Genomic DNA, 17,040 nt, shown 5'->3' on the forward strand with positions numbered 1-17,040 from the left:
TGAGGCGTTATCAGAGGAGGCTTCATGGAAGCCCTGCACCAGAAAATCCGTGAGCAAGGCATCGTCCTTTCCGACCAGGTCCTGAAAGTCGACGCGTTCCTGAACCACCAGATCGACCCGCAATTGATGAAACAGATCGGCGATGAGTTCGCCGCGCTGTTCAAGGACTCGGGCATCACCAAGATCGTCACCATCGAAGCCTCGGGTATCGCCCCGGCCATCATGACCGGCCTGAATCTTGGCGTGCCGGTGATTTTCGCCCGCAAGCAACAGTCCCTGACCCTGACGGAAAACCTGCTGTCGGCGACCGTGTATTCGTTCACCAAAAAGACCGAAAGCACCGTGGCCATCAGCCCCCGTCACCTGACCAGCAGCGACCGGGTGCTGATCATCGATGACTTCCTGGCCAACGGCAAAGCCTCCCAGGCGCTGATTTCCATCATCAAACAGGCCGGCGCCACCGTGGCCGGGCTGGGGATCGTGATCGAGAAGTCGTTCCAGGGTGGCCGCGCGGAACTCGATGCCCAGGGCTATCGTGTCGAGTCCCTGGCGCGGGTGAAATCCCTGACGGGCGGGGTGGTGACCTTCATCGACTGACCGCCACGAATCCCCCTCTGTGGGAGCGAGCCTGCTCGCTCCCACAAGGTTTCGGGTCGGCCGCTATTGCGCAGTGGCCTTGAGGCCCGCGAGCAACAAGCGCTGGAACAGGTCTTCCTTCAGCCCATCGGTGCTCGCCAGTTGCATCCGCTCCAGATGCTCGGGGTATAACGAAGGCTCCGGGGCATCCAGCGCGGCCTTGCCCAATTCGAGCATTTCAGTGAGCTTGAATTTGCTCTTGAGCCAGTTCAGCGCCCGCAACAGGTCCCGCTCCACCCCATCGAAGTCAGCGCCCAGCGGATACTCCGGAAACAGATTCGGATGCCGCGCCTGGATCGCCCGCAAGCGCTCCGACGTGTTGTCGGCGAACCGCGGGTCGAGACGGAAATCCTTCGGTAATTTGCCCGCATTCTGCGCGTGCTCGATCAGCCCCGGCTGGAAGCGTGAATCGCTGATGTTCAGCAACGCTTCGATCACCGCGGCATCGGTCTTGCCCCGCAGGTCGGCGATACCGTATTCGGTCACCACGATGTCCCGCAGGTGCCGGGGAATCGTGCAATGGCCGTATTCCCAGACAATGTTCGAACTGATCTCGCCCCCGGACTCCCGCCAACTGCGCAAGAGCAAAATGGAACGCGCGCCTTCCAGCGCATGCCCCTGGGCGACGAAGTTGTACTGCCCGCCCACACCGCTGAGCACCCGTCCGTCTTCCAACTGATCGGCCACCCCGGCGCCCAGCAGGGTCATGGTGAACACGGTATTGATGAAGCGGGCATCAAGACGCTGCAAACGCTTGAGGCGTTCCTGGCCATACAACTCGTTGATGTAGCTGATGCGGGTCATGTTGAATTCGAGCCGGCGGCTCTGCGGCAACTCGTGCAAGCGCTGGTAGAAACTGCACGGGCCAAGAAAGAAACCGCCATGGACACAGATGCCATCGGGCTGGGCCGCCTCGTCGAGCGTACCCGCATTGGCCCGCTCCTGGGTCGACTCGTCGGGGTAAACCTTGCGCCGGATGATCCCGGCCTCCGCCAGTACCAGCAAACCGTTGACGAACATCTCACTGCAACCGTACAGCCCCTTGGCAAACGGCTCGACCCCACCCTCGCGTTCGATCAGTTGCGCCCACTGGCTGAGGTTCAGGTCATCCAGTAACTCCCGATACCCGGCGTTATCCGCCTGACGCGCCAGCAGCGCCGCCGTCAGCGCATCGCCCATCGAGCCAATACCGATCTGCAGCGTGCCGCCATCACGCACCAGGCTGCTTGCGTGCAGGCCGATGAAATGGTCCTGGAACCCCACCGGCATGTTCGGCGTGGAAAACAGCGTGTGGCTGTCCTTCTCGTCGATCAACAGATCGAAAGCGTCGATGCCGATTTCCGCATCCCCCGGCATGTAGGGCAGATCGCTATGGACCTGACCGACCATGAGGATGGTCTCCCCTGCCGCCCGCCGCTTCTCGATCATTGGCAGCAGGTCGAGGGTGATGTCGGGGTTGCAACTCAGGCTCAGGCGATCCGGATGCTGCGGATCGCTCGCCACCAGTTGCGCGATCAGGTTCAAGCCGGCGGCGTTGATGTCCCGGGCGGCGTGACTGTAGTTGCTGCTGACGTAGTTCTGCTGGGCCGAAGCGCTGTCCAGCAGGCTCCCGGGTTGCAGAAAGAACTGCTCGACCCGGATGTTGGGCGGCAGGCTGTCCCGTTGCAGATCGGCCAGGTAATCAAGCTCTGGATAATCGCCGAAAACCCGTTCGATGAAGGGCTCGAGAAAACGCTTCTGCAAACCATCGCCCAGGTTCGGCCGGCCCAGGCTCAGGGCCGTGTAGATAATCAGTTGTCGTTCGGGCAGTTGGGCGATGCGCCGGTACAGCGCGTTGGCGAACAGGTTGGGTTTGCCCAACCCCAGGGGCATGCCGAGATGGATATGCGCTGGCAGGCGTTCCAGGACGTCATCCACTGCCTGCTCGATTGAACACAATTGCACCATCCTACCCTCCGGGTCATTCCGTGAATGTGGGTTGGACCGAGCTTGCCGGGTCTTGGTTGCGATGAATAGTCCTGAGTGGTCGTTTCCAAGGCGCAAAAAAGCCGCTCGAAAGCGGCTTTTTCGAAGGATGCTGGCTTATTTCAGGCCGGACATCTTTTGGATGGCGCCTTTGAGTTCTTCATCCGAGCAATCGGCGCAGGTACCTTTAGGCGGCATGGAATTGATACCGGAGATGGCTTTAGCCAGCAGACCGTCAACGCCGCCTTCTTTCTTGGCTCGTTCGCCCCAAGCTCCGCTGTCACCGATTTTGGGAGCGCCCAGCACGCCTGCAGTGTGGCAAGCCCCGCAATGTTTAGCGATTACGTCATCCGGCGTCTTCTTGCCGCCGCCACCCGCCGCAACAGCCACTTCCATGCCCTTGCATTCCTGTCCCGCAACGCAAACCTGGCCGACCGGCTCGAGGCGCTTGGCGATTTCGTCGTTGGTTGCCGCTTGGGCACTGACTGCCCAAAGGGCCAATACGGTTGCTGGTGCAGCCAGCATTTTCATAATTAGGTTCACGCGTACACCCTCATGGTGGCTAGTCACGCCTGCGGCCACGGTTGCAGGCGGGCGCAAGTATAGCGGTAAGCCTGTCACACTGAAACAACCCTAAAGTCACAAGGGTCTTGTTCGTCGTGACCGCCTTCCCCTTGGGCGCCATTGCCGCATGGGCCTGGCGCCTCCTTCCTTAGAAATTGGCCGGTGTGGCTGCGCTGATCAGTCGCGCCGGCACATCGAACGGATTACGGAAACGGTGCGGCTTGGTGCTTTCGAAATAGTAGCTGTCTCCGGCCTCGAGCACGAACGTCTCGGCACCGACGACCAACTCCAGGCGCCCTTCCACCAGAATCCCGGTTTCCTCGCCTTCATGGGTGAGCATTTCGTCACCGGTATCGGCGCCAGGCGGGTAGATTTCATTCAGGAAGGCAATCGCCCGGCTCGGGTGTGCCCTGCCCACCAGCTTCATGGTCACGGCGCCGTCGGAGATATCGATCAGTTCGTTGGCTTTGTAGACGATCTGGGTCGGCTTCTCCTGGAGGATTTCTTCGGAGAAAAACTCGACCATGGACATGGGGATGCCGCCAAGGACCTTGCGCAGCGAGCTGATCGAGGGACTGACGCTGTTTTTCTCGATCATCGAAATGGTGCTGTTGGTGACGCCCGCACGTTTGGCGAGTTCACGCTGGGAAAGGCCTTTGAGTTTACGAATGGCTTGCAGTCGTTCACCGACGTCCAATGCTGGAACCTCCAGGGGATCAGGTTGTGTGGAAAGTGAGCGTTATCATGGCGACAGCGTTCAGTATTTACAACACCTTGACCCGAATCCTGTGCGGTGAAGCGACCTTCGGTCGATCCGGTTGCGCGTCAGCCCCCGAAATAGAGCCGTGGCACCCGTCGCAGGTTACAGAAAATCTGATAGGGAATGGTACCGGCAGCCTTCGCCACATCGCTGGCGAGCACATGTTTACCCCATAGTTCCACGGTCGAGCCGAGACCAGCATGGGGGATGTTCGTCAGGTCGACACACAGCATGTCCATCGACACACGCCCGACCAACTGGCTGCGCTGGCCGTCCACCAGTACTGGAGTTCCGCTCGGGGCCTGGCGCGGGTAGCCGTCGGCATAGCCCATGGCGACCACCCCGACCCGGGTCGTCTGCGCGGTGACGAAATGGGCGCCGTACCCCACCGGCTCGCCGGCCGGCAGTTCGCGTACGCAGATGATTTTCGACTCCAGGGTCATCACCGGCTGCAGGCGCGAGGCGGTGGCGTTGGCTTCATCGAAAGGCGTCGCGCCATACAGCATGATGCCCGGACGGACCCAGTCGCTCGGCATCTGCGGCCAACCCAGTACCGCCGGGGAGTTGCGCAGGCTGGTCTCGGCCGTCAATCCCTGGCAGGCGGCTTCGAACACTTCCAGTTGCCGGGTGCTGGAGGGGTCGTGCAGCTCATCGGCACGGGCAAAGTGGCTCATCAGCACGACTTTCGCGACTTTGCCACTGGCCAGCAGTCGACGATAGGCGGCCTGATAGTCTCGCGGGTGCAGGCCGACCCGGTGCATTCCCGAATCCAGCTTGAGCCAGACCGTGATCGGTTTGCCCAGCGCCGCCTTTTCAATCGCTTCGAGTTGCCACAACGAATGCACGACACACCAGAAATCGTGCTCAACGATCAACGACAGCTCATCGGCTTCGAAAAACCCTTCCAGTAGCAACACCGGCGCACGAATACCGCCGGCCCGCAGCTCCAGGGCCTCTTCGATGCACGCCACGGCAAAGCCGTCCGCGGTGTCCTGCAAAGCCTCGGCGCAACGTACCGCGCCATGCCCGTAGGCATCGGCCTTGATCACCGCAAGGGCCTTGGCCCCCGTGACTTCGCGAGCCAGTTGGTAGTTATGGCGCAGGGCTTGAAGATCGATAAGGGCACGAGCAGGACGCATGACGGCAGGCTTCATAGGCAAACATGAAAAAAACCGGCGCCGGCTGATGGTCGTGACCACCAACAGCGCCGGGAGAGGGATCGTTTCGACAGCTTTAAGGCAGCGCGGCCACGACGGACAGTTCCACCAGGATTTCTGGCTCGCACAGCTTGGCTTCTACCGTAGCGCGGGCCGGGGCCACCCCATTGGGCAGCCATTTGTCCCAGACCGCGTTCATGCCGGCAAAATCGGCCTCGATGTCTTTCAGGTAGATCGTGACCGACAGCAACCGGCTCTTGTCGGTCCCGGCCAAGTCCAGCAAACGCTCGATATTGGCCAGGGTTTCGCGGGTCTGCTGCTCGATACCGGCGCTCATGTCGTCGCCGACTTGTCCGGCCAGATAGACGGTGCCGTTGTGCACGACCACCTGGCTCATGCGGTCATTGGTGAGCTGGCGCTGGATTGACATGTTTTGCAGACTCCTGATGTTTGCTGCCATAACGGGAAATATCGAGACCTTCGGCGCTGATCTGCGGCTTTTTCTTCGCCATCAGGTCCGCCAGCAAGCGGCCGGAACCGCAGGCCATCGTCCAGCCGAGGGTGCCATGGCCGGTGTTCAGGAACAGATTCTTGAACGGGGTGGCGCCGACGATCGGCGTGCCATCCGGCGTGGTCGGACGCAAACCGGTCCAGAAACTGGCCTGGGCCAGATCACCGCCCTGAGGATAAAGGTCGTTGACAATCATCTCCAGGGTTTCACGGCGACGTGGATTGAGCGACAGGTCAAAACCGGCGATTTCCGCCATGCCGCCGACACGGATGCGGTTATCGAAACGGGTGATGGCGACCTTGTAGGTTTCGTCGAGAATGGTCGAGGTCGGCGCCATGGCCGGGTTGGTGATCGGCACGGTCAGGGAATAGCCCTTGAGTGGGTACACCGGGGCACGGATCCCCAGGGGCTTGAGCAGTTGCGGCGAATAGCTGCCCAGGGCCAGGACGTAGCGGTCGGCGGTTTCCAGCTTGCCATCGATCCAGACGCCGTTGATGCGGTCGCCGGCCTGCTCCAGGCGCTGGATATCCTGGCCGAAGCGGAACTCCACACCCAGCTTCACGGCCATTTCCGCCAAGCGCGTAGTAAACATCTGACAGTCGCCGGTCTGGTCATTGGGCAGACGCAAGGCACCGGCCAGGATGTCGGTGACATTCGCCAGGGCCGGCTCGACCCGCGCGATGCCTTCGCGATCGAGCACTTCGAACGGCACACCGGACTCTTTCAGCACGGCGATGTCCTTGGCCGCGCCATCGAGCTGTGCCTGGGTACGGAACAACTGTGTAGTTCCCAGGCTACGGCCTTCATAGGCAATGCCGGTTTCGGCGCGCAGCTCGTCGAGGCAGTCGCGGCTGTACTCGGACAGGCGCACCATGCGTTCCTTGTTGATGGCATAGCGGCTGGCAGTGCAGTTGCGCAGCATCTGTGCCATCCACAGGTATTGGTCGATATCGGCGGTCGCCTTGATGGCCAGCGGTGCGTGGCGCTGCAACAGCCATTTGATGGCCTTCAGCGGCACGCCCGGCGCGGCCCAAGGCGAGGCATAACCCGGCGACACCTGGCCGGCGTTGGCGAAACTGGTTTCCATGGCAGGCGCCGGCTGACGGTCGACCACCACCACTTCGAACCCGGCCCGCGCCAGGTAGTAAGCACTGACGGTACCGATGACGCCGCTACCCAAGACCAGAACTCGCATGTTGTCGCCCTCATCGCGGATGAACCGCTGACGTTTGTTGTACAGAACTGTAATGAGCGCAGTGTAAAAAAGAATAGGCAGTGCTTTTCACTATATAAATGCCTATATTTGGCGAGAATTCTCGGCAAAAACCCTTTTCACGGAGGCGCATCCCCTGTGCGTACCAATACCCAGACCAAGCGCGAGCTGGACAAGATCGACCGCAACATCCTGCGTATCCTCCAGGCAGACGGGCGGATCTCCTTCACCGAACTGGGGGAAAAGGTCGGCCTCTCCACAACGCCCTGCACCGAGCGGGTACGGCGTCTGGAGCGCGAAGGGATCATCATGGGCTACAACGCCCGGCTCAACCCGCAGCACTTGAAGGGCAGCCTGCTGGTGTTTGTCGAGATCAGCCTCGATTACAAATCCGGCGACACCTTCGAAGAGTTCCGACGTGCCGTGCTGAAACTGCCTCACGTGCTGGAGTGCCACCTGGTGTCGGGGGATTTCGACTACCTGGTGAAGGCGCGGATTTCCGAGATGGCCTCATACCGCAAACTGTTGGGCGATATCCTGCTCAAACTGCCCCATGTGCGGGAGTCCAAGAGTTATATCGTGATGGAAGAGGTGAAGGAGAGCCTGAACCTGCCGATTCCAGATTGAACCGCCATCGCGAGCAGGCTCGCTCCCACAGGGGTCCATAGATGAACGGGATATCTGCGTTCACCTCAGATCAAATGTGGGAGCGAGCCTGCTCGCGATGGGGTCGGCCCGAAGAGCCTGCTTCAGGCAACTTTCAAACCAACACCTGCCGATTGGCAGCCATGTACTCATGAATCTGCTGCTCGACCCGGGGATGGATCAACTCCACCGGTCGCCGCCCATTGGGGCATGGCAACGTCGCCGTGGTACCGAACAACCGGCAGATCAGCGGCCGCTCGTCATACACGGTGCAACCGTTCGGCCCCAGGTGCACGCAATCGAGTGCTTCCAGAGCGGCGTCCTGTTCGGCGCGGGTCTTGCGCGGCAGGCGGGCCATTTCCTCGGGTGAGGTGGTTACCGGCCCGCAGCAGTCGTGGCAACCGGGTACGCATTCGAACGAAGGAATCTGCTGGCGCAGCGTACGGATTTTCTGACTGTTGCAACTCATCGAGGCGGTTACCTGGTCGGGACTGACCCGGATTCTGCCCTAAAAGCCTTGGACCAGACAGCGCCAGCCGACCACTGTTGCCCGAGGAGGAATCCGCGGCTTATGCTCCGTAAAATTTCTCAAACACAATAATCAGGATTACGCACATGAACGCCCGTGTTCAGCAACCTGTCCCGAGCCACGCGCACGCCGCCTCCTACTATGCCGCCAGCAGCCTGCCGCAACCGGACCATCCGTTGCTGCAAGGCGAGCTGCTGGCGGACGTCTGCGTGGTCGGCGGCGGGTTCTCGGGGCTGAACACGGCCATCGAACTGGCCGAGCGCGGCATGAGCGTCGTGTTGCTCGAAGCGCACAAGATCGGCTGGGGAGCCAGTGGGCGTAACGGCGGCCAATTGATCCGCGGGGTCGGTCATGGCCTGGATCAGTTCGCTCCGGTGATCGGTACCGAGGGCGTCCGCCAGATGAAACTCATGGGCCTCGAGGCAGTGGAAATCGTCCGGCAGCGCGTCGAGCGTTTCCAGATCGCCTGCGACCTCACCTGGGGTTACTGCGACCTCGCCAACAAACCCTCCGAGCTGGAAGGCTTCGCCGAGGACGCCGAAGAGCTGCGCAGCCTGGGCTATCGTCACCCGACCCGGCTGCTGCAAGCCCATGAGATGCACAGCGTGGTGGGCTCGGACCGCTATGTCGGCGGCCTGATCGACATGGGTTCCGGCCACCTGCACCCACTGAACCTGGCTCTGGGCGAAGCCGACGCCGCGCAGCGGCTGGGGGTCAAGCTGTTCGAACAATCGGCGGTGACCCGGATCGACTATGGTCCTGAAGTAAAGGTATATACCCAGCACGGCTCGGTTCGCGCCAAGACCCTGGTACTCGGTTGCAATGCCTATCTCAATGGCCTCAACAAGGAATTGAGCGGCAAGGTACTGCCGGCCGGCAGCTACATCATCGCCACCGAGCCTCTGAGCCAGGCTCAGGCCCAAGCGCTGTTGCCACAGAACATGGCGGTCTGCGACCAGAGAGTGGCCGTGGATTACTACCGGATTTCGGCAGATCGACGCTTGCTGTTCGGCGGGGCTTGTCACTATTCGGGACGCGATCCGCAGGACATTGCCGCTTATATGCGTCCGAAGATGCTCAAGGTCTTCCCGCAGCTGGCGGAGGTGAAGATCGACTATCAATGGGGCGGGATGATCGGTATCGGCGCCAACCGACTGCCGCAGATCGGCCGGCTCAAGGACCAGCCCAACGTGTACTTCGCCCAGGCTTATTCCGGCCATGGCGTGAACGCCACACACCTGGCCGGCAAGCTATTGGCCGAGGCCATCAGTGGCCAGCAAGGCGGTGGGTTCGATCTGTTCGCCCAGGTCCCGCACATCACCTTTCCCGGCGGCCAGCACCTGCGTTCGCCGCTGCTGGCGCTGGGGATGTTGTGGCACAAGTTGAAAGAGCTGGTTTGATTCGAATGGCCCTATAGGTAAGCCTGGTGCTGTTTTGTGGCGAGGGGATTTATCCCCTCGCCCCGGATCAGCTACGCCAGAACGGCTTTAAGCCCTCCTCCCGCGCCTGCTGCCGACTTATCCCGATATCACGCAACTGTTCGGGTGTCAGCTCCAGCAAGACTCGGCGTGTATGCAGACGATGCCAGAACAAGTCCCAGCGGCTCAGGCAGGCTGGGGCAGTTCGAAAGCTTGCGCCGCGAAGTCCCTTTTCCTGTCCAGCCTCCAGTTCCTGACTGTGTAGCGTCAGCCGCACATCGCTCAAGCCGTTCATTTTCGTCGCTCCTGTTTACTTGGGTAGCCAGAGGTTTCATGATGCGCGGACGGCCAGGATCAATACAGATTCAACATCTGTATTTTATTTACATACAGATAAGGCATTTTTGCCACTGAATGCTGTTTTTAGCGGCCAACTGTATTGGTTACCTGTTGCCCCAACCTATCGAGAGCACGCCATGACCCTCTACGTGAACCTCGCCGAATTGCTCGGCACCCGCATCGAACAGGGTTTCTATCGCCCCGGCGACCGGCTGCCGTCGGTGCGGGCTTTGAGTACGGAACATGGCGTCAGCCTGAGTACGGTGCAGCAGGCCTATCGCGTGCTGGAGGACAACGGACTGGCAATGCCGAAACCCAAGTCCGGCTATTTCGTCCCGGTCAGCCGCGAACTGCCGGACTTGCCGGCGATAGGCCGTCCGGCCCAGCGTCCCGTGGACATTTCACAGTGGGACCAAGTGCTGGAACTGATACGCGCCGTACCACGCAAAGATGTGGTGCAACTGGGGCGCGGCATGCCGGACATCCATTCGCCGACCATGAAGCCGTTGCTGCGCAGCCTTGCGCAGATCAGCCGTCGGCAGGACATGCCCGGCCTGTATTACGACAACATCTACGGCAACCTCGCGTTGCGCGAACAGATTGCCCGTCTGTTGCTGGATTCGGGCTGTCAGTTGGACGCCAACGATCTGATTGTCACCACCGGCTGCCACGAGGCGCTATCGGTCAGCATTCGCGCCACCTGCGAACCAGGCGATATCGTCGCGGTGGATTCGCCCAGCTTCCACGGTGCCATGCAAACCCTCAAGGGCCTGGGCATGAAGGCCATGGAGATCCCCACCGACCCGCTTACCGGCATCAGCCTGGAGGCATTGGAACTGGCGCTGGAGCAATGGCCGATCAAGGCCATACAGTTGACGCCCAGTTGCAACAACCCGCTGGGCTACATCATGCCGGAAGCGAATAAACGCGCGTTGTTGACCCTGGCACAGCGCTTCGACGTGGCGATCATCGAAGACGATGTGTATGGGGATCTGGCTTACACCTACCCACGACCACGCACGATCAAGTCCTTCGATGAAGATGGCCGCGTCCTGCTCTGCAGTTCTTTTTCCAAAACCCTGGCGCCGGGCCTGCGAGTGGGTTGGGTCGCACCGGGGCGGTATCTGGAACGGGTGCTGCACATGAAGTACATCAGCACCGGCTCTACCGCACCGCAGCCGCAGATCGCCATCGCCGAATTCCTCAAGAACGGGCATTTCGAACCCCATTTGCGCCGGATGCGCACGCAATACCAGCGTAATCGCGACGTGATGATCGATTGGGTCAGCCGCTACTTTCCCTCGGGCACCCGTGCCAGTCGCCCCCGGGGCAGCTTCATGCTGTGGGTCGAATTGCCCGAGGGTTTCGATACGTTGAAGCTCAACCGGGTCTTGCATGATCGAGGGGTGCAGGTTGCGGTCGGCAGCATTTTTTCGGCATCGGGCAAGTACCGCAATTGCCTGCGCATGAACTACGCTGCCAAGCCAACGGCACAGATCGAGGAGGCCGTGCGCAAGGTAGGGGCCGCCGCCATTGCGCTGTTGAACGAAACCCAGGGCGACGGCGTCTGAATTCTACTGGGATAAGCAGCACCCGACAGTCAATCAACGCCAACAAGCGGAACGATCCGACGTGAGATCCAAACCGATCCTGCCTGCGCTACTGCTTGTCGCCTCACTGTTGGGAGGCTGTGCCAGCGTTGATATCACCCGCGAGCCTTCCCAGGCACTGCCGGCCTCCGAATCTTCATTCGGACGCTCCGTCCAGGCCCAGGCCGCCCCCCACGAAGGACGCTCGGGGTTTCGCCTGCTCTCCAACAGCACCGATGCCTTTACCGCCCGGGCCGAGCTGATTCGCAACGCGCAAAGCAGCCTGGACCTGCAGTATTACATCGTTCACGACGGCATCAGCACCCGGATGCTGGTGGATGAGGTGCTCAAGGCCGCCGACCGGGGCGTGCGCGTGCGGATCCTGCTGGACGACACCACCAGCGATGGCCAGGAACAGGTCATTTCGACCCTCGGCGCCCACCCGCAGATCCAGATCCGCCTGTTCAACCCGTTGCACCTGGGGCGCGCCACCGGCGTGACCCGCAGCCTCGGCCGGCTGTTCAACCTGTCGCTGCAACACCGGCGGATGCACAACAAGCTTTGGCTGGCGGACAACAGCATGGCCATCGTCGGCGGGCGTAACCTTGGGGATGAGTACTTCGATGCCGAACCTCATCTGAACTTCACGGATATCGACCTGCTCAGCGTCGGCCCGGTGGCCGAACAGTTGGGGCACAGCTTCGACCAGTACTGGAACAGCGCCCTGAGCAAGCCCATTGAACAATTCCTGTCCCATCGACCCACCGCCAAGGACTTGGCCAACAGCCGCCTGCGCCTGCAAGAGTCCCTGGAACAGACGCAAAAGGAAAACCACGCGCTGTACCAGCAGTTGACCACCTACCGGACCCAGCCGCGGCTGGATATCTGGCGCAACGAGTTGGTCTGGGCCTGGAACCAGGCGCTGTGGGATGCGCCCAGCAAAGTCCTGGCCAAGGACGAGCCGGATCCGCACCTGTTGTTGACCACGCAATTGGGCCCTGAACTGGCGGGCGTCAGCAAAGAACTGATCATGATCTCGGCTTACTTCGTGCCGGGCCAGCCGGGCTTGGTGTACCTGACCAGCCGCGCCGATGCCGGCGTGTCGGTCAGCCTGCTGACCAACTCCCTGGAGGCCACCGACGTGCCGGCGGTGCACGGCGGTTACGCGCCCTATCGCAAGGCGCTGCTGCAACACGGTGTGCGGCTGTTCGAGTTGCGGCGCCAACCCGGGGATACGGGAGGCAGCAGCCCTCACCTGTTCTACAGCAAGTCCTATGGTGAATCGGACTCGAGCCTACACAGCAAGGCGATCATTTTTGACCGACAGAAATCGTTCATCGGCTCATTCAATTTCGACCCACGCTCAGTGCTGTGGAACACCGAGGTTGGCGTGTTGGTGGACAGCCCCGAACTCGCCGACCAGGTCCGTGAACTGGCCTTGCAGGGCATGGCACCGGCTCTGAGCTACCAGGCGCGACTGGAAGATGGAAAGCTCGTCTGGACCACCGAAGACAACGGCAAACTCCATGACCTGGACCGCGAACCCGGTAGCTGGTGGCGCCGGTTCAATGCCTGGTTTGCGACGACTGTGGGGTTGGAAAAAATGTTGTAAGGCTGCCCCTCGCCACAAGAAGCTCCCTCGCCATAGGGTTTTCAGGCAGGCTGCGTAGCCCCGAACGCACCTTGGCGCAACAACAGAATCACCAGTCCAAACGCCCCAGCCGCCATGAACAACGGCAGCGCATGCCCGCTGATCCACTGACTGCCAGCTCCCGCCACCAAGGGACCGATCAGGCAACCGATTCCCCACAGCTGGGCAATATGGGCGTTGGCCCGCACCAACGCATCGTCGCGGTAACGCTCACCAATCAGGATCAACGACAAGGTGAACAAGCCACCCGCGCTGGCACCGAACAGCACCCATAGCGGCCAGATCAGTACGGTATCGATCAACAACGGAACCGCCAGGCTCGACAAGGTCAGCGCCACCGCGCAGCCCGTGAGCAAGGCTCGCCGGGACACATGATCGGCCAGGGCGCCAATGGGCAGTTGCAGCAAGGCATCACCGACCACCACGGTGCTGACCATCGCAAGCGCGATGTCGGCACTGAAGCCCTGGCGCAGGCAATACACCGGCAACAACGTCAGGATCATCGCCTCGAAAGCCGCGAACAACGACACCGCCCAGGCGATCGCCGGCAGACCTCGGCAAAATGCCCATAGATCGCCAAAAGTAACGCTACCCGCTTCACTGGTAGGCGCGCCGCTGCGACCGAGCAACAACAAGGGCGCCACCAGCAGCAAGCCGACGCCCACCCAGAATCCATAGTCGTGAACGGTACCCAGCGCACCGAGCAACAGCGGGCCGGACAGTTGGCTGAGGGCATAACTGGCGCCATACAGCGCTACCAGCCGCCCGCGCCATTGTTCGACCACCAGTTGATTGATCCAGCTCTCGCCGAGGATGAACACCAGGGTCAGGACCACCCCGATCACCAGCCGCAGCACCAGCCAGACCGGGTAACTGGGCAACAGCGCCAACAATCCGATGGACACCGCCCCGCCCCACAGGCACAGGCGCATCAACGTCGCCGTCCCAAACCGCGCCGCCAGACGACTCGACACCTTGGCCCCGAGCAACACCCCAACGGCGGGCATGGCCGCCATCACGCCAATGGCGAACGAACCATAACCCCAGCCTTCCAGGCGCAGCGACACCAGCGGCATGCTTACCCCCAGGGCAAGGCCGACGCTCAGGACAGAGGCCAACACGGCGAAATAAGTCGCCCAACGCATTTCCATGCTCCTGTGGGTAGTCATCGATTCCGGGCATTCCTCAAAAACAATGTGGGAGCGAGCCTGCTCGCGAAGCGGCGCAACATTCAACAAAGCTGTCGACTGTCATACCGCTATCGCGAGCAGGCTCGCTCCCACAGGGGACCAGCGTTGTGCTGTTACAGCTTGATCCAGGTCGACTTCAGCTCGGTGTATTTGTCAAAAGCGTGCAGCGACTTGTCGCGGCCGTTACCCGACTGCTTGAAGCCACCGAACGGCGCGGTCATATCGCCGCCGTCGTACTGGTTCACCCACACGCTGCCGGCGCGCAAGGCCTTGGCGGTCAGGTGGGCCTTGGAGATATCCCGAGTCCATACCGCCGCCGCTAGGCCATACGGCGTGTCGTTGGCAATCTGGATGGCTTCTTCGGCGGTATCAAAGGCGATCACCGACAACACCGGACCGAAAATCTCTTCCTGGGCAATTTTCATCGCGTTGCTCACGCCATCGAAAATCGTCGGCTCGACATACGTACCACCGCTCTCCTCAAGAATCCGCTTGCCACCGGCCACCAGCTTGGCGCCGTCGCTGTGCCCGGCTTCGATGTAGGACAACACGGTATTCATCTGCTGGGTATCGACCAAGGCACCGACAGTCGTCGCCGGGTCCAGCGGGTTGCCCGGCTTCCAGCCCTTGAGGGCCTCGATCACCAGCGGCAGGAAGGTGTCCTTGATGGAGCGATCCACCAGCAGTCGCGAGCCGGCGGTGCAGACTTCGCCCTGGTTGAACGCAATGGCGCTGGCCGCGGCTTCGGCGGCGGCCTGAAGGTCCGGCGCGTCGGCGAACACGATATTCGGGCTCTTGCCGCCGGCCTCCAGCCAGATGCGCTTCATGTTGGATTCGCCGGAGTAGATCATCAGTTGCTTGGCGATCTTGGTGGAGCCGGTGAACACCAGCGTGTCGACATCCATATGCAGGGCCAGGGCCTTGCCGACCGTGTGGCCGTAGCCTGGCAGCACATTGAGCACGCCTTTCGGAATCCCGGCTTCGACGGCCAGTGCGGCGATGCGGATGGCAGTCAACGGGGACTTTTCCGACGGCTTGAGTACCACCGAGTTACCGGTGGACAAGGCCGGACCGAGCTTCCAGCAGGCCATCAACAGCGGAAAGTTCCACGGTACTATAGCGCCCACCACACCGACGGGCTCGCGGGTGACCAAGCCCAGCTGGTCGTGCGGGGTCGACGCCACTTCGTCGTAGAGCTTGTCGATGGCTTCACCGCTCCAGCTCAACGCTTGTGCCGCGCCGGGCACATCGATGTTCAGGGAGTCGCTGATCGGTTTGCCCATGTCCAGGGTTTCGAGCAGGGCCAGCTCTTCGACGTGCTGCTTGAGCAGGCCGGCGAAACGAATCATGGTGGCTTTGCGTTTGCTCGGCGCCAGGCGCGACCAGACGCCGGAATTGAACACCGCACGAGCGTTTTCGACGGCACGCTGGGCGTCGGCAGCATCGCAGCTGGCGACTTTGCCCAACAAGCGGCCGTCAACCGGGCTAAGGCAATCGAAGGTTTCGCCGGACACCGCATTGGTGTATTCGCCGTTGATGAAGGCGCGACCTTCGATGGTCAGATCGCGGGCGCGTTGCTCCCAGTCAGCACGAGTCAGGGTGGTCATGCGTGTGTCCTCCTCTTATTGGGGTATGAGCGTCGCAGGGGATGCAACGCTCAGGAATTCTGCCCAGCCAGCCTGTTGAGGCGCACATTTTCAGCATAGGGCACCCGCCACCCTAAACCAGCCGCCCCTCAAGTTTCAATATATTTGACACAAGGCCGGCAAACAGCCTTGCGATGTTCGTTTTAATAAACATAGACTCGAGCCTTCCAAGCAATCACGGGGGATTTCGCAAAATGAGCATCGAGGACATCGTCGACTTCAACCAGGCCAGCACCGTCGCCGATCGCTATCGCCCGGAGCCGGCGAAGGTTCTCAAGGGCGATCCCGAACAAGCCGTGTTCAACCACTACAACAGCCCCTGCGGGCAAATGAATGCCGGGGTCTGGGAAGGCGCGGTCGGCCAGTGGATGGTCAACTACACCGAGCATGAATACTGCGAGATCGTCCAGGGCGTTTCCGTGTTGCGGGACAATGACGGCAATGCCAAGACACTTCGCGCAGGCGACCGCTTCGTGATTCCAGCGGGCTTCAAGGGCACCTGGGAAGTGCTGGAGCCGTGCCGCAAGATCTATGTGGTGTTTGAGCAGAAGGCTTGAGTTTTCGTTGGCCGGGCTGACCCATCGCGAGCAGGCTCGCCCCCACAGGGATTGGGTCAGGCCTGAAAGCCAGCCACAAAAAAGGCCCGTATCTCGCGATACGGGCCTTTTTTGTAAAGAGGGAAAATCAATTACTTGATTTTGCCTTCCTTGTAGATCACGTGCTTGCGAACAACCGGATCATATTTCTTGATCTCGATTTTGTCCGGGGTAGTACGCTTGTTCTTGTCGGTAGTGTAGAAGTGACCAGTACCGGCGCTCGAGATCAAACGAATCAATTCACGCATGATTAGCTCCCTTAAACCTTGCCATCGCGACGAAGTTCGGCCAGCACGACACTGATGCCACGCTTGTCGATGATACGCATGCCCTTGGCAGATACGCGCAGACGCACAAAACGTTTCTCTTCTTCAACCCAGAAGCGGTGATGCTGCAGGTTCGGCAGGAAACGACGACGGGTTTTGTTGTTTGCGTGGGAAATGTTATTCCCAGTCACCGGACCCTTACCGGTAACTTGACAGACTCTAGACATGCCTCAGCCCTCTAAACCACATGCCCAACCCGGCATGGGTTGGCCGCTTAATCTCTCAGTCATTTGGCGCCAGGCGCCGCGTTTCTTTAAGGGTCTTACCGGCTACACCTACAGTGAAGGAACCGGGCCCCTAGAAAA

General features: G+C 60.9%; 18 protein-coding genes. 6 read left to right on the forward strand and 12 right to left on the reverse strand.

Translation table 11 applies throughout. From position 1 onward, the window contains the following. The first annotated feature begins 24 nt into the window (after positions 1 to 24). Positions 25 to 597 (forward strand): xanthine phosphoribosyltransferase, encoded by a 573-nt coding sequence (locus LOY35_RS27305; protein ID WP_258629208.1) that lies wholly within the window; start codon positions 25 to 27, stop codon positions 595 to 597. Positions 598 to 660: 63 nt separating this feature from the next. Here the strand turns inward: LOY35_RS27305 and LOY35_RS27310 are convergent, their stop codons facing one another. From LOY35_RS27310 to dadA, 6 genes are all read right to left on the reverse strand, one after another. Then, positions 661 to 2,583, reverse strand: coding sequence for an acetyl-CoA hydrolase/transferase C-terminal domain-containing protein (locus LOY35_RS27310; protein WP_258629209.1), 1,923 nt, complete (start codon positions 2,581 to 2,583; stop codon positions 661 to 663). A 135-nt stretch (positions 2,584 to 2,718) separates the two neighbouring features. Continuing rightward, positions 2,719 to 3,144, reverse strand: coding sequence for a cytochrome c5 family protein (locus LOY35_RS27315; RefSeq protein WP_258629211.1), 426 nt, complete (start codon positions 3,142 to 3,144; stop codon positions 2,719 to 2,721). Positions 3,145 to 3,313: 169 nt separating this feature from the next. After that, complete coding sequence (locus LOY35_RS27320) at positions 3,314 to 3,862, reverse strand: cupin domain-containing protein (protein WP_024780576.1); 549 nt, start codon at positions 3,860 to 3,862, stop codon at positions 3,314 to 3,316. 128 nt (positions 3,863 to 3,990) lie between these two features. Further along, positions 3,991 to 5,064, reverse strand: coding sequence for an alanine racemase (gene alr / locus LOY35_RS27325; protein ID WP_258629213.1), 1,074 nt, complete (start codon positions 5,062 to 5,064; stop codon positions 3,991 to 3,993). Positions 5,065 to 5,158: 94 nt separating this feature from the next. After that, entirely contained in the window at positions 5,159 to 5,512 is a 354-nt protein-coding gene (locus tag LOY35_RS27330) for a RidA family protein (protein WP_041023333.1), read from the reverse strand. Next, positions 5,484 to 6,788: a D-amino acid dehydrogenase gene (dadA, locus tag LOY35_RS27335; protein ID WP_258629214.1), complete on the reverse strand. Its 1,305-nt coding sequence runs from the start codon at positions 6,786 to 6,788 to the stop codon at positions 5,484 to 5,486. Before dadA ends, LOY35_RS27330 begins: the two co-directional genes overlap by 29 nt. Before the next feature lie 156 nt (positions 6,789 to 6,944). On the opposite strand from dadA, the gene LOY35_RS27340 reads away from it, so the two are divergent. Then, positions 6,945 to 7,433: an Lrp/AsnC ligand binding domain-containing protein gene (locus tag LOY35_RS27340; protein ID WP_003206849.1), complete on the forward strand. Its 489-nt coding sequence runs from the start codon at positions 6,945 to 6,947 to the stop codon at positions 7,431 to 7,433. Positions 7,434 to 7,566: 133 nt separating this feature from the next. On the opposite strand, the gene LOY35_RS27345 is transcribed toward LOY35_RS27340, so the two are convergent. Next, on the reverse strand, positions 7,567 to 7,920 hold the full coding sequence (locus LOY35_RS27345) for a YkgJ family cysteine cluster protein (RefSeq protein ID WP_139641138.1): 354 nt from the start codon (positions 7,918 to 7,920) through the stop codon (positions 7,567 to 7,569). Positions 7,921 to 8,066: 146 nt separating this feature from the next. Between LOY35_RS27345 and LOY35_RS27350 the strand changes: the two genes are divergently transcribed. Then, a complete protein-coding gene (locus LOY35_RS27350) occupies positions 8,067 to 9,380 on the forward strand; it encodes an FAD-binding oxidoreductase (RefSeq protein ID WP_258629218.1) in 1,314 nt (437 codons plus the stop codon). Positions 9,381 to 9,447: 67 nt separating this feature from the next. On the opposite strand, the gene LOY35_RS27355 is transcribed toward LOY35_RS27350, so the two are convergent. Next, entirely contained in the window at positions 9,448 to 9,693 is a 246-nt protein-coding gene (locus LOY35_RS27355) for a DUF1127 domain-containing protein (RefSeq protein WP_258629219.1), read from the reverse strand. A gap of 181 nt (positions 9,694 to 9,874) precedes the next feature. Between LOY35_RS27355 and LOY35_RS27360 the strand changes: the two genes are divergently transcribed. Further along, positions 9,875 to 11,308, forward strand: a complete 1,434-nt coding sequence (locus LOY35_RS27360; RefSeq protein WP_258629220.1) for a PLP-dependent aminotransferase family protein — start codon at positions 9,875 to 9,877, stop codon at positions 11,306 to 11,308. Positions 11,309 to 11,369: 61 nt separating this feature from the next. Further along, positions 11,370 to 12,938: a phospholipase D family protein gene (locus tag LOY35_RS27365; RefSeq protein WP_258629221.1), complete on the forward strand. Its 1,569-nt coding sequence runs from the start codon at positions 11,370 to 11,372 to the stop codon at positions 12,936 to 12,938. Between the two features lie 41 nt (positions 12,939 to 12,979). Here LOY35_RS27365 and LOY35_RS27370 read toward each other — a convergent pair whose 3' ends face one another. Beyond that, positions 12,980 to 14,122: an MFS transporter gene (locus LOY35_RS27370; protein WP_258629223.1), complete on the reverse strand. Its 1,143-nt coding sequence runs from the start codon at positions 14,120 to 14,122 to the stop codon at positions 12,980 to 12,982. Between the two features lie 158 nt (positions 14,123 to 14,280). Then, positions 14,281 to 15,774, reverse strand: a complete 1,494-nt coding sequence (locus LOY35_RS27375) for an aldehyde dehydrogenase (RefSeq protein WP_258629225.1) — start codon at positions 15,772 to 15,774, stop codon at positions 14,281 to 14,283. 233 nt (positions 15,775 to 16,007) lie between these two features. On the opposite strand from LOY35_RS27375, the gene LOY35_RS27380 reads away from it, so the two are divergent. Further along, complete coding sequence (locus LOY35_RS27380) at positions 16,008 to 16,370, forward strand: cupin domain-containing protein (RefSeq protein WP_258629227.1); 363 nt, start codon at positions 16,008 to 16,010, stop codon at positions 16,368 to 16,370. A 131-nt stretch (positions 16,371 to 16,501) separates the two neighbouring features. Here the strand turns inward: LOY35_RS27380 and rpmG are convergent, their stop codons facing one another. Then, positions 16,502 to 16,657: a 50S ribosomal protein L33 gene (gene rpmG / locus LOY35_RS27385; RefSeq protein ID WP_003177274.1), complete on the reverse strand. Its 156-nt coding sequence runs from the start codon at positions 16,655 to 16,657 to the stop codon at positions 16,502 to 16,504. Positions 16,658 to 16,668: 11 nt separating this feature from the next. Beyond that, positions 16,669 to 16,902: a 50S ribosomal protein L28 gene (gene rpmB, locus LOY35_RS27390; RefSeq protein WP_003177273.1), complete on the reverse strand. Its 234-nt coding sequence runs from the start codon at positions 16,900 to 16,902 to the stop codon at positions 16,669 to 16,671. Between the last annotated feature and the right edge of the window lie 138 nt (positions 16,903 to 17,040).

The sequence above is a fragment of the Pseudomonas sp. B21-028 genome, assembly GCF_024749045.1.
Classification (GTDB): Bacteria; Pseudomonadota; Gammaproteobacteria; order Pseudomonadales; family Pseudomonadaceae; genus Aquipseudomonas.

Excerpts from the sequence above, each read along its gene's own strand:
- dadA (WP_258629214.1), bottom strand. The coding sequence starts at position 6,788 with ATGCGAGTTCTGGTCTTGGGTAGCGGCGTCATCGGTACCGTCAGTGCT.
- LOY35_RS27305 (WP_258629208.1), top strand. The coding sequence starts at position 25 with ATGGAAGCCCTGCACCAGAAAATCCGTGAGCAAGGCATCGTCCTTTCC.
- LOY35_RS27360 (WP_258629220.1), top strand. The coding sequence starts at position 9,875 with ATGACCCTCTACGTGAACCTCGCCGAATTGCTCGGCACCCGCATCGAA.
- alr (WP_258629213.1), bottom strand. The coding sequence starts at position 5,064 with ATGCGTCCTGCTCGTGCCCTTATCGATCTTCAAGCCCTGCGCCATAAC.
- rpmG (WP_003177274.1), bottom strand. The coding sequence starts at position 16,657 with ATGCGTGAATTGATTCGTTTGATCTCGAGCGCCGGTACTGGTCACTTC.
- LOY35_RS27310 (WP_258629209.1), bottom strand. The coding sequence starts at position 2,583 with ATGGTGCAATTGTGTTCAATCGAGCAGGCAGTGGATGACGTCCTGGAA.
- LOY35_RS27355 (WP_258629219.1), bottom strand. The coding sequence starts at position 9,693 with ATGAACGGCTTGAGCGATGTGCGGCTGACGCTACACAGTCAGGAACTG.
- LOY35_RS27370 (WP_258629223.1), bottom strand. The coding sequence starts at position 14,122 with ATGCGTTGGGCGACTTATTTCGCCGTGTTGGCCTCTGTCCTGAGCGTC.
- rpmB (WP_003177273.1), bottom strand. The coding sequence starts at position 16,902 with ATGTCTAGAGTCTGTCAAGTTACCGGTAAGGGTCCGGTGACTGGGAAT.
- LOY35_RS27345 (WP_139641138.1), bottom strand. The coding sequence starts at position 7,920 with ATGAGTTGCAACAGTCAGAAAATCCGTACGCTGCGCCAGCAGATTCCT.
- LOY35_RS27350 (WP_258629218.1), top strand. The coding sequence starts at position 8,067 with ATGAACGCCCGTGTTCAGCAACCTGTCCCGAGCCACGCGCACGCCGCC.
- LOY35_RS27380 (WP_258629227.1), top strand. The coding sequence starts at position 16,008 with ATGAGCATCGAGGACATCGTCGACTTCAACCAGGCCAGCACCGTCGCC.
- LOY35_RS27375 (WP_258629225.1), bottom strand. The coding sequence starts at position 15,774 with ATGACCACCCTGACTCGTGCTGACTGGGAGCAACGCGCCCGCGATCTG.
- LOY35_RS27330 (WP_041023333.1), bottom strand. The coding sequence starts at position 5,512 with ATGTCAATCCAGCGCCAGCTCACCAATGACCGCATGAGCCAGGTGGTC.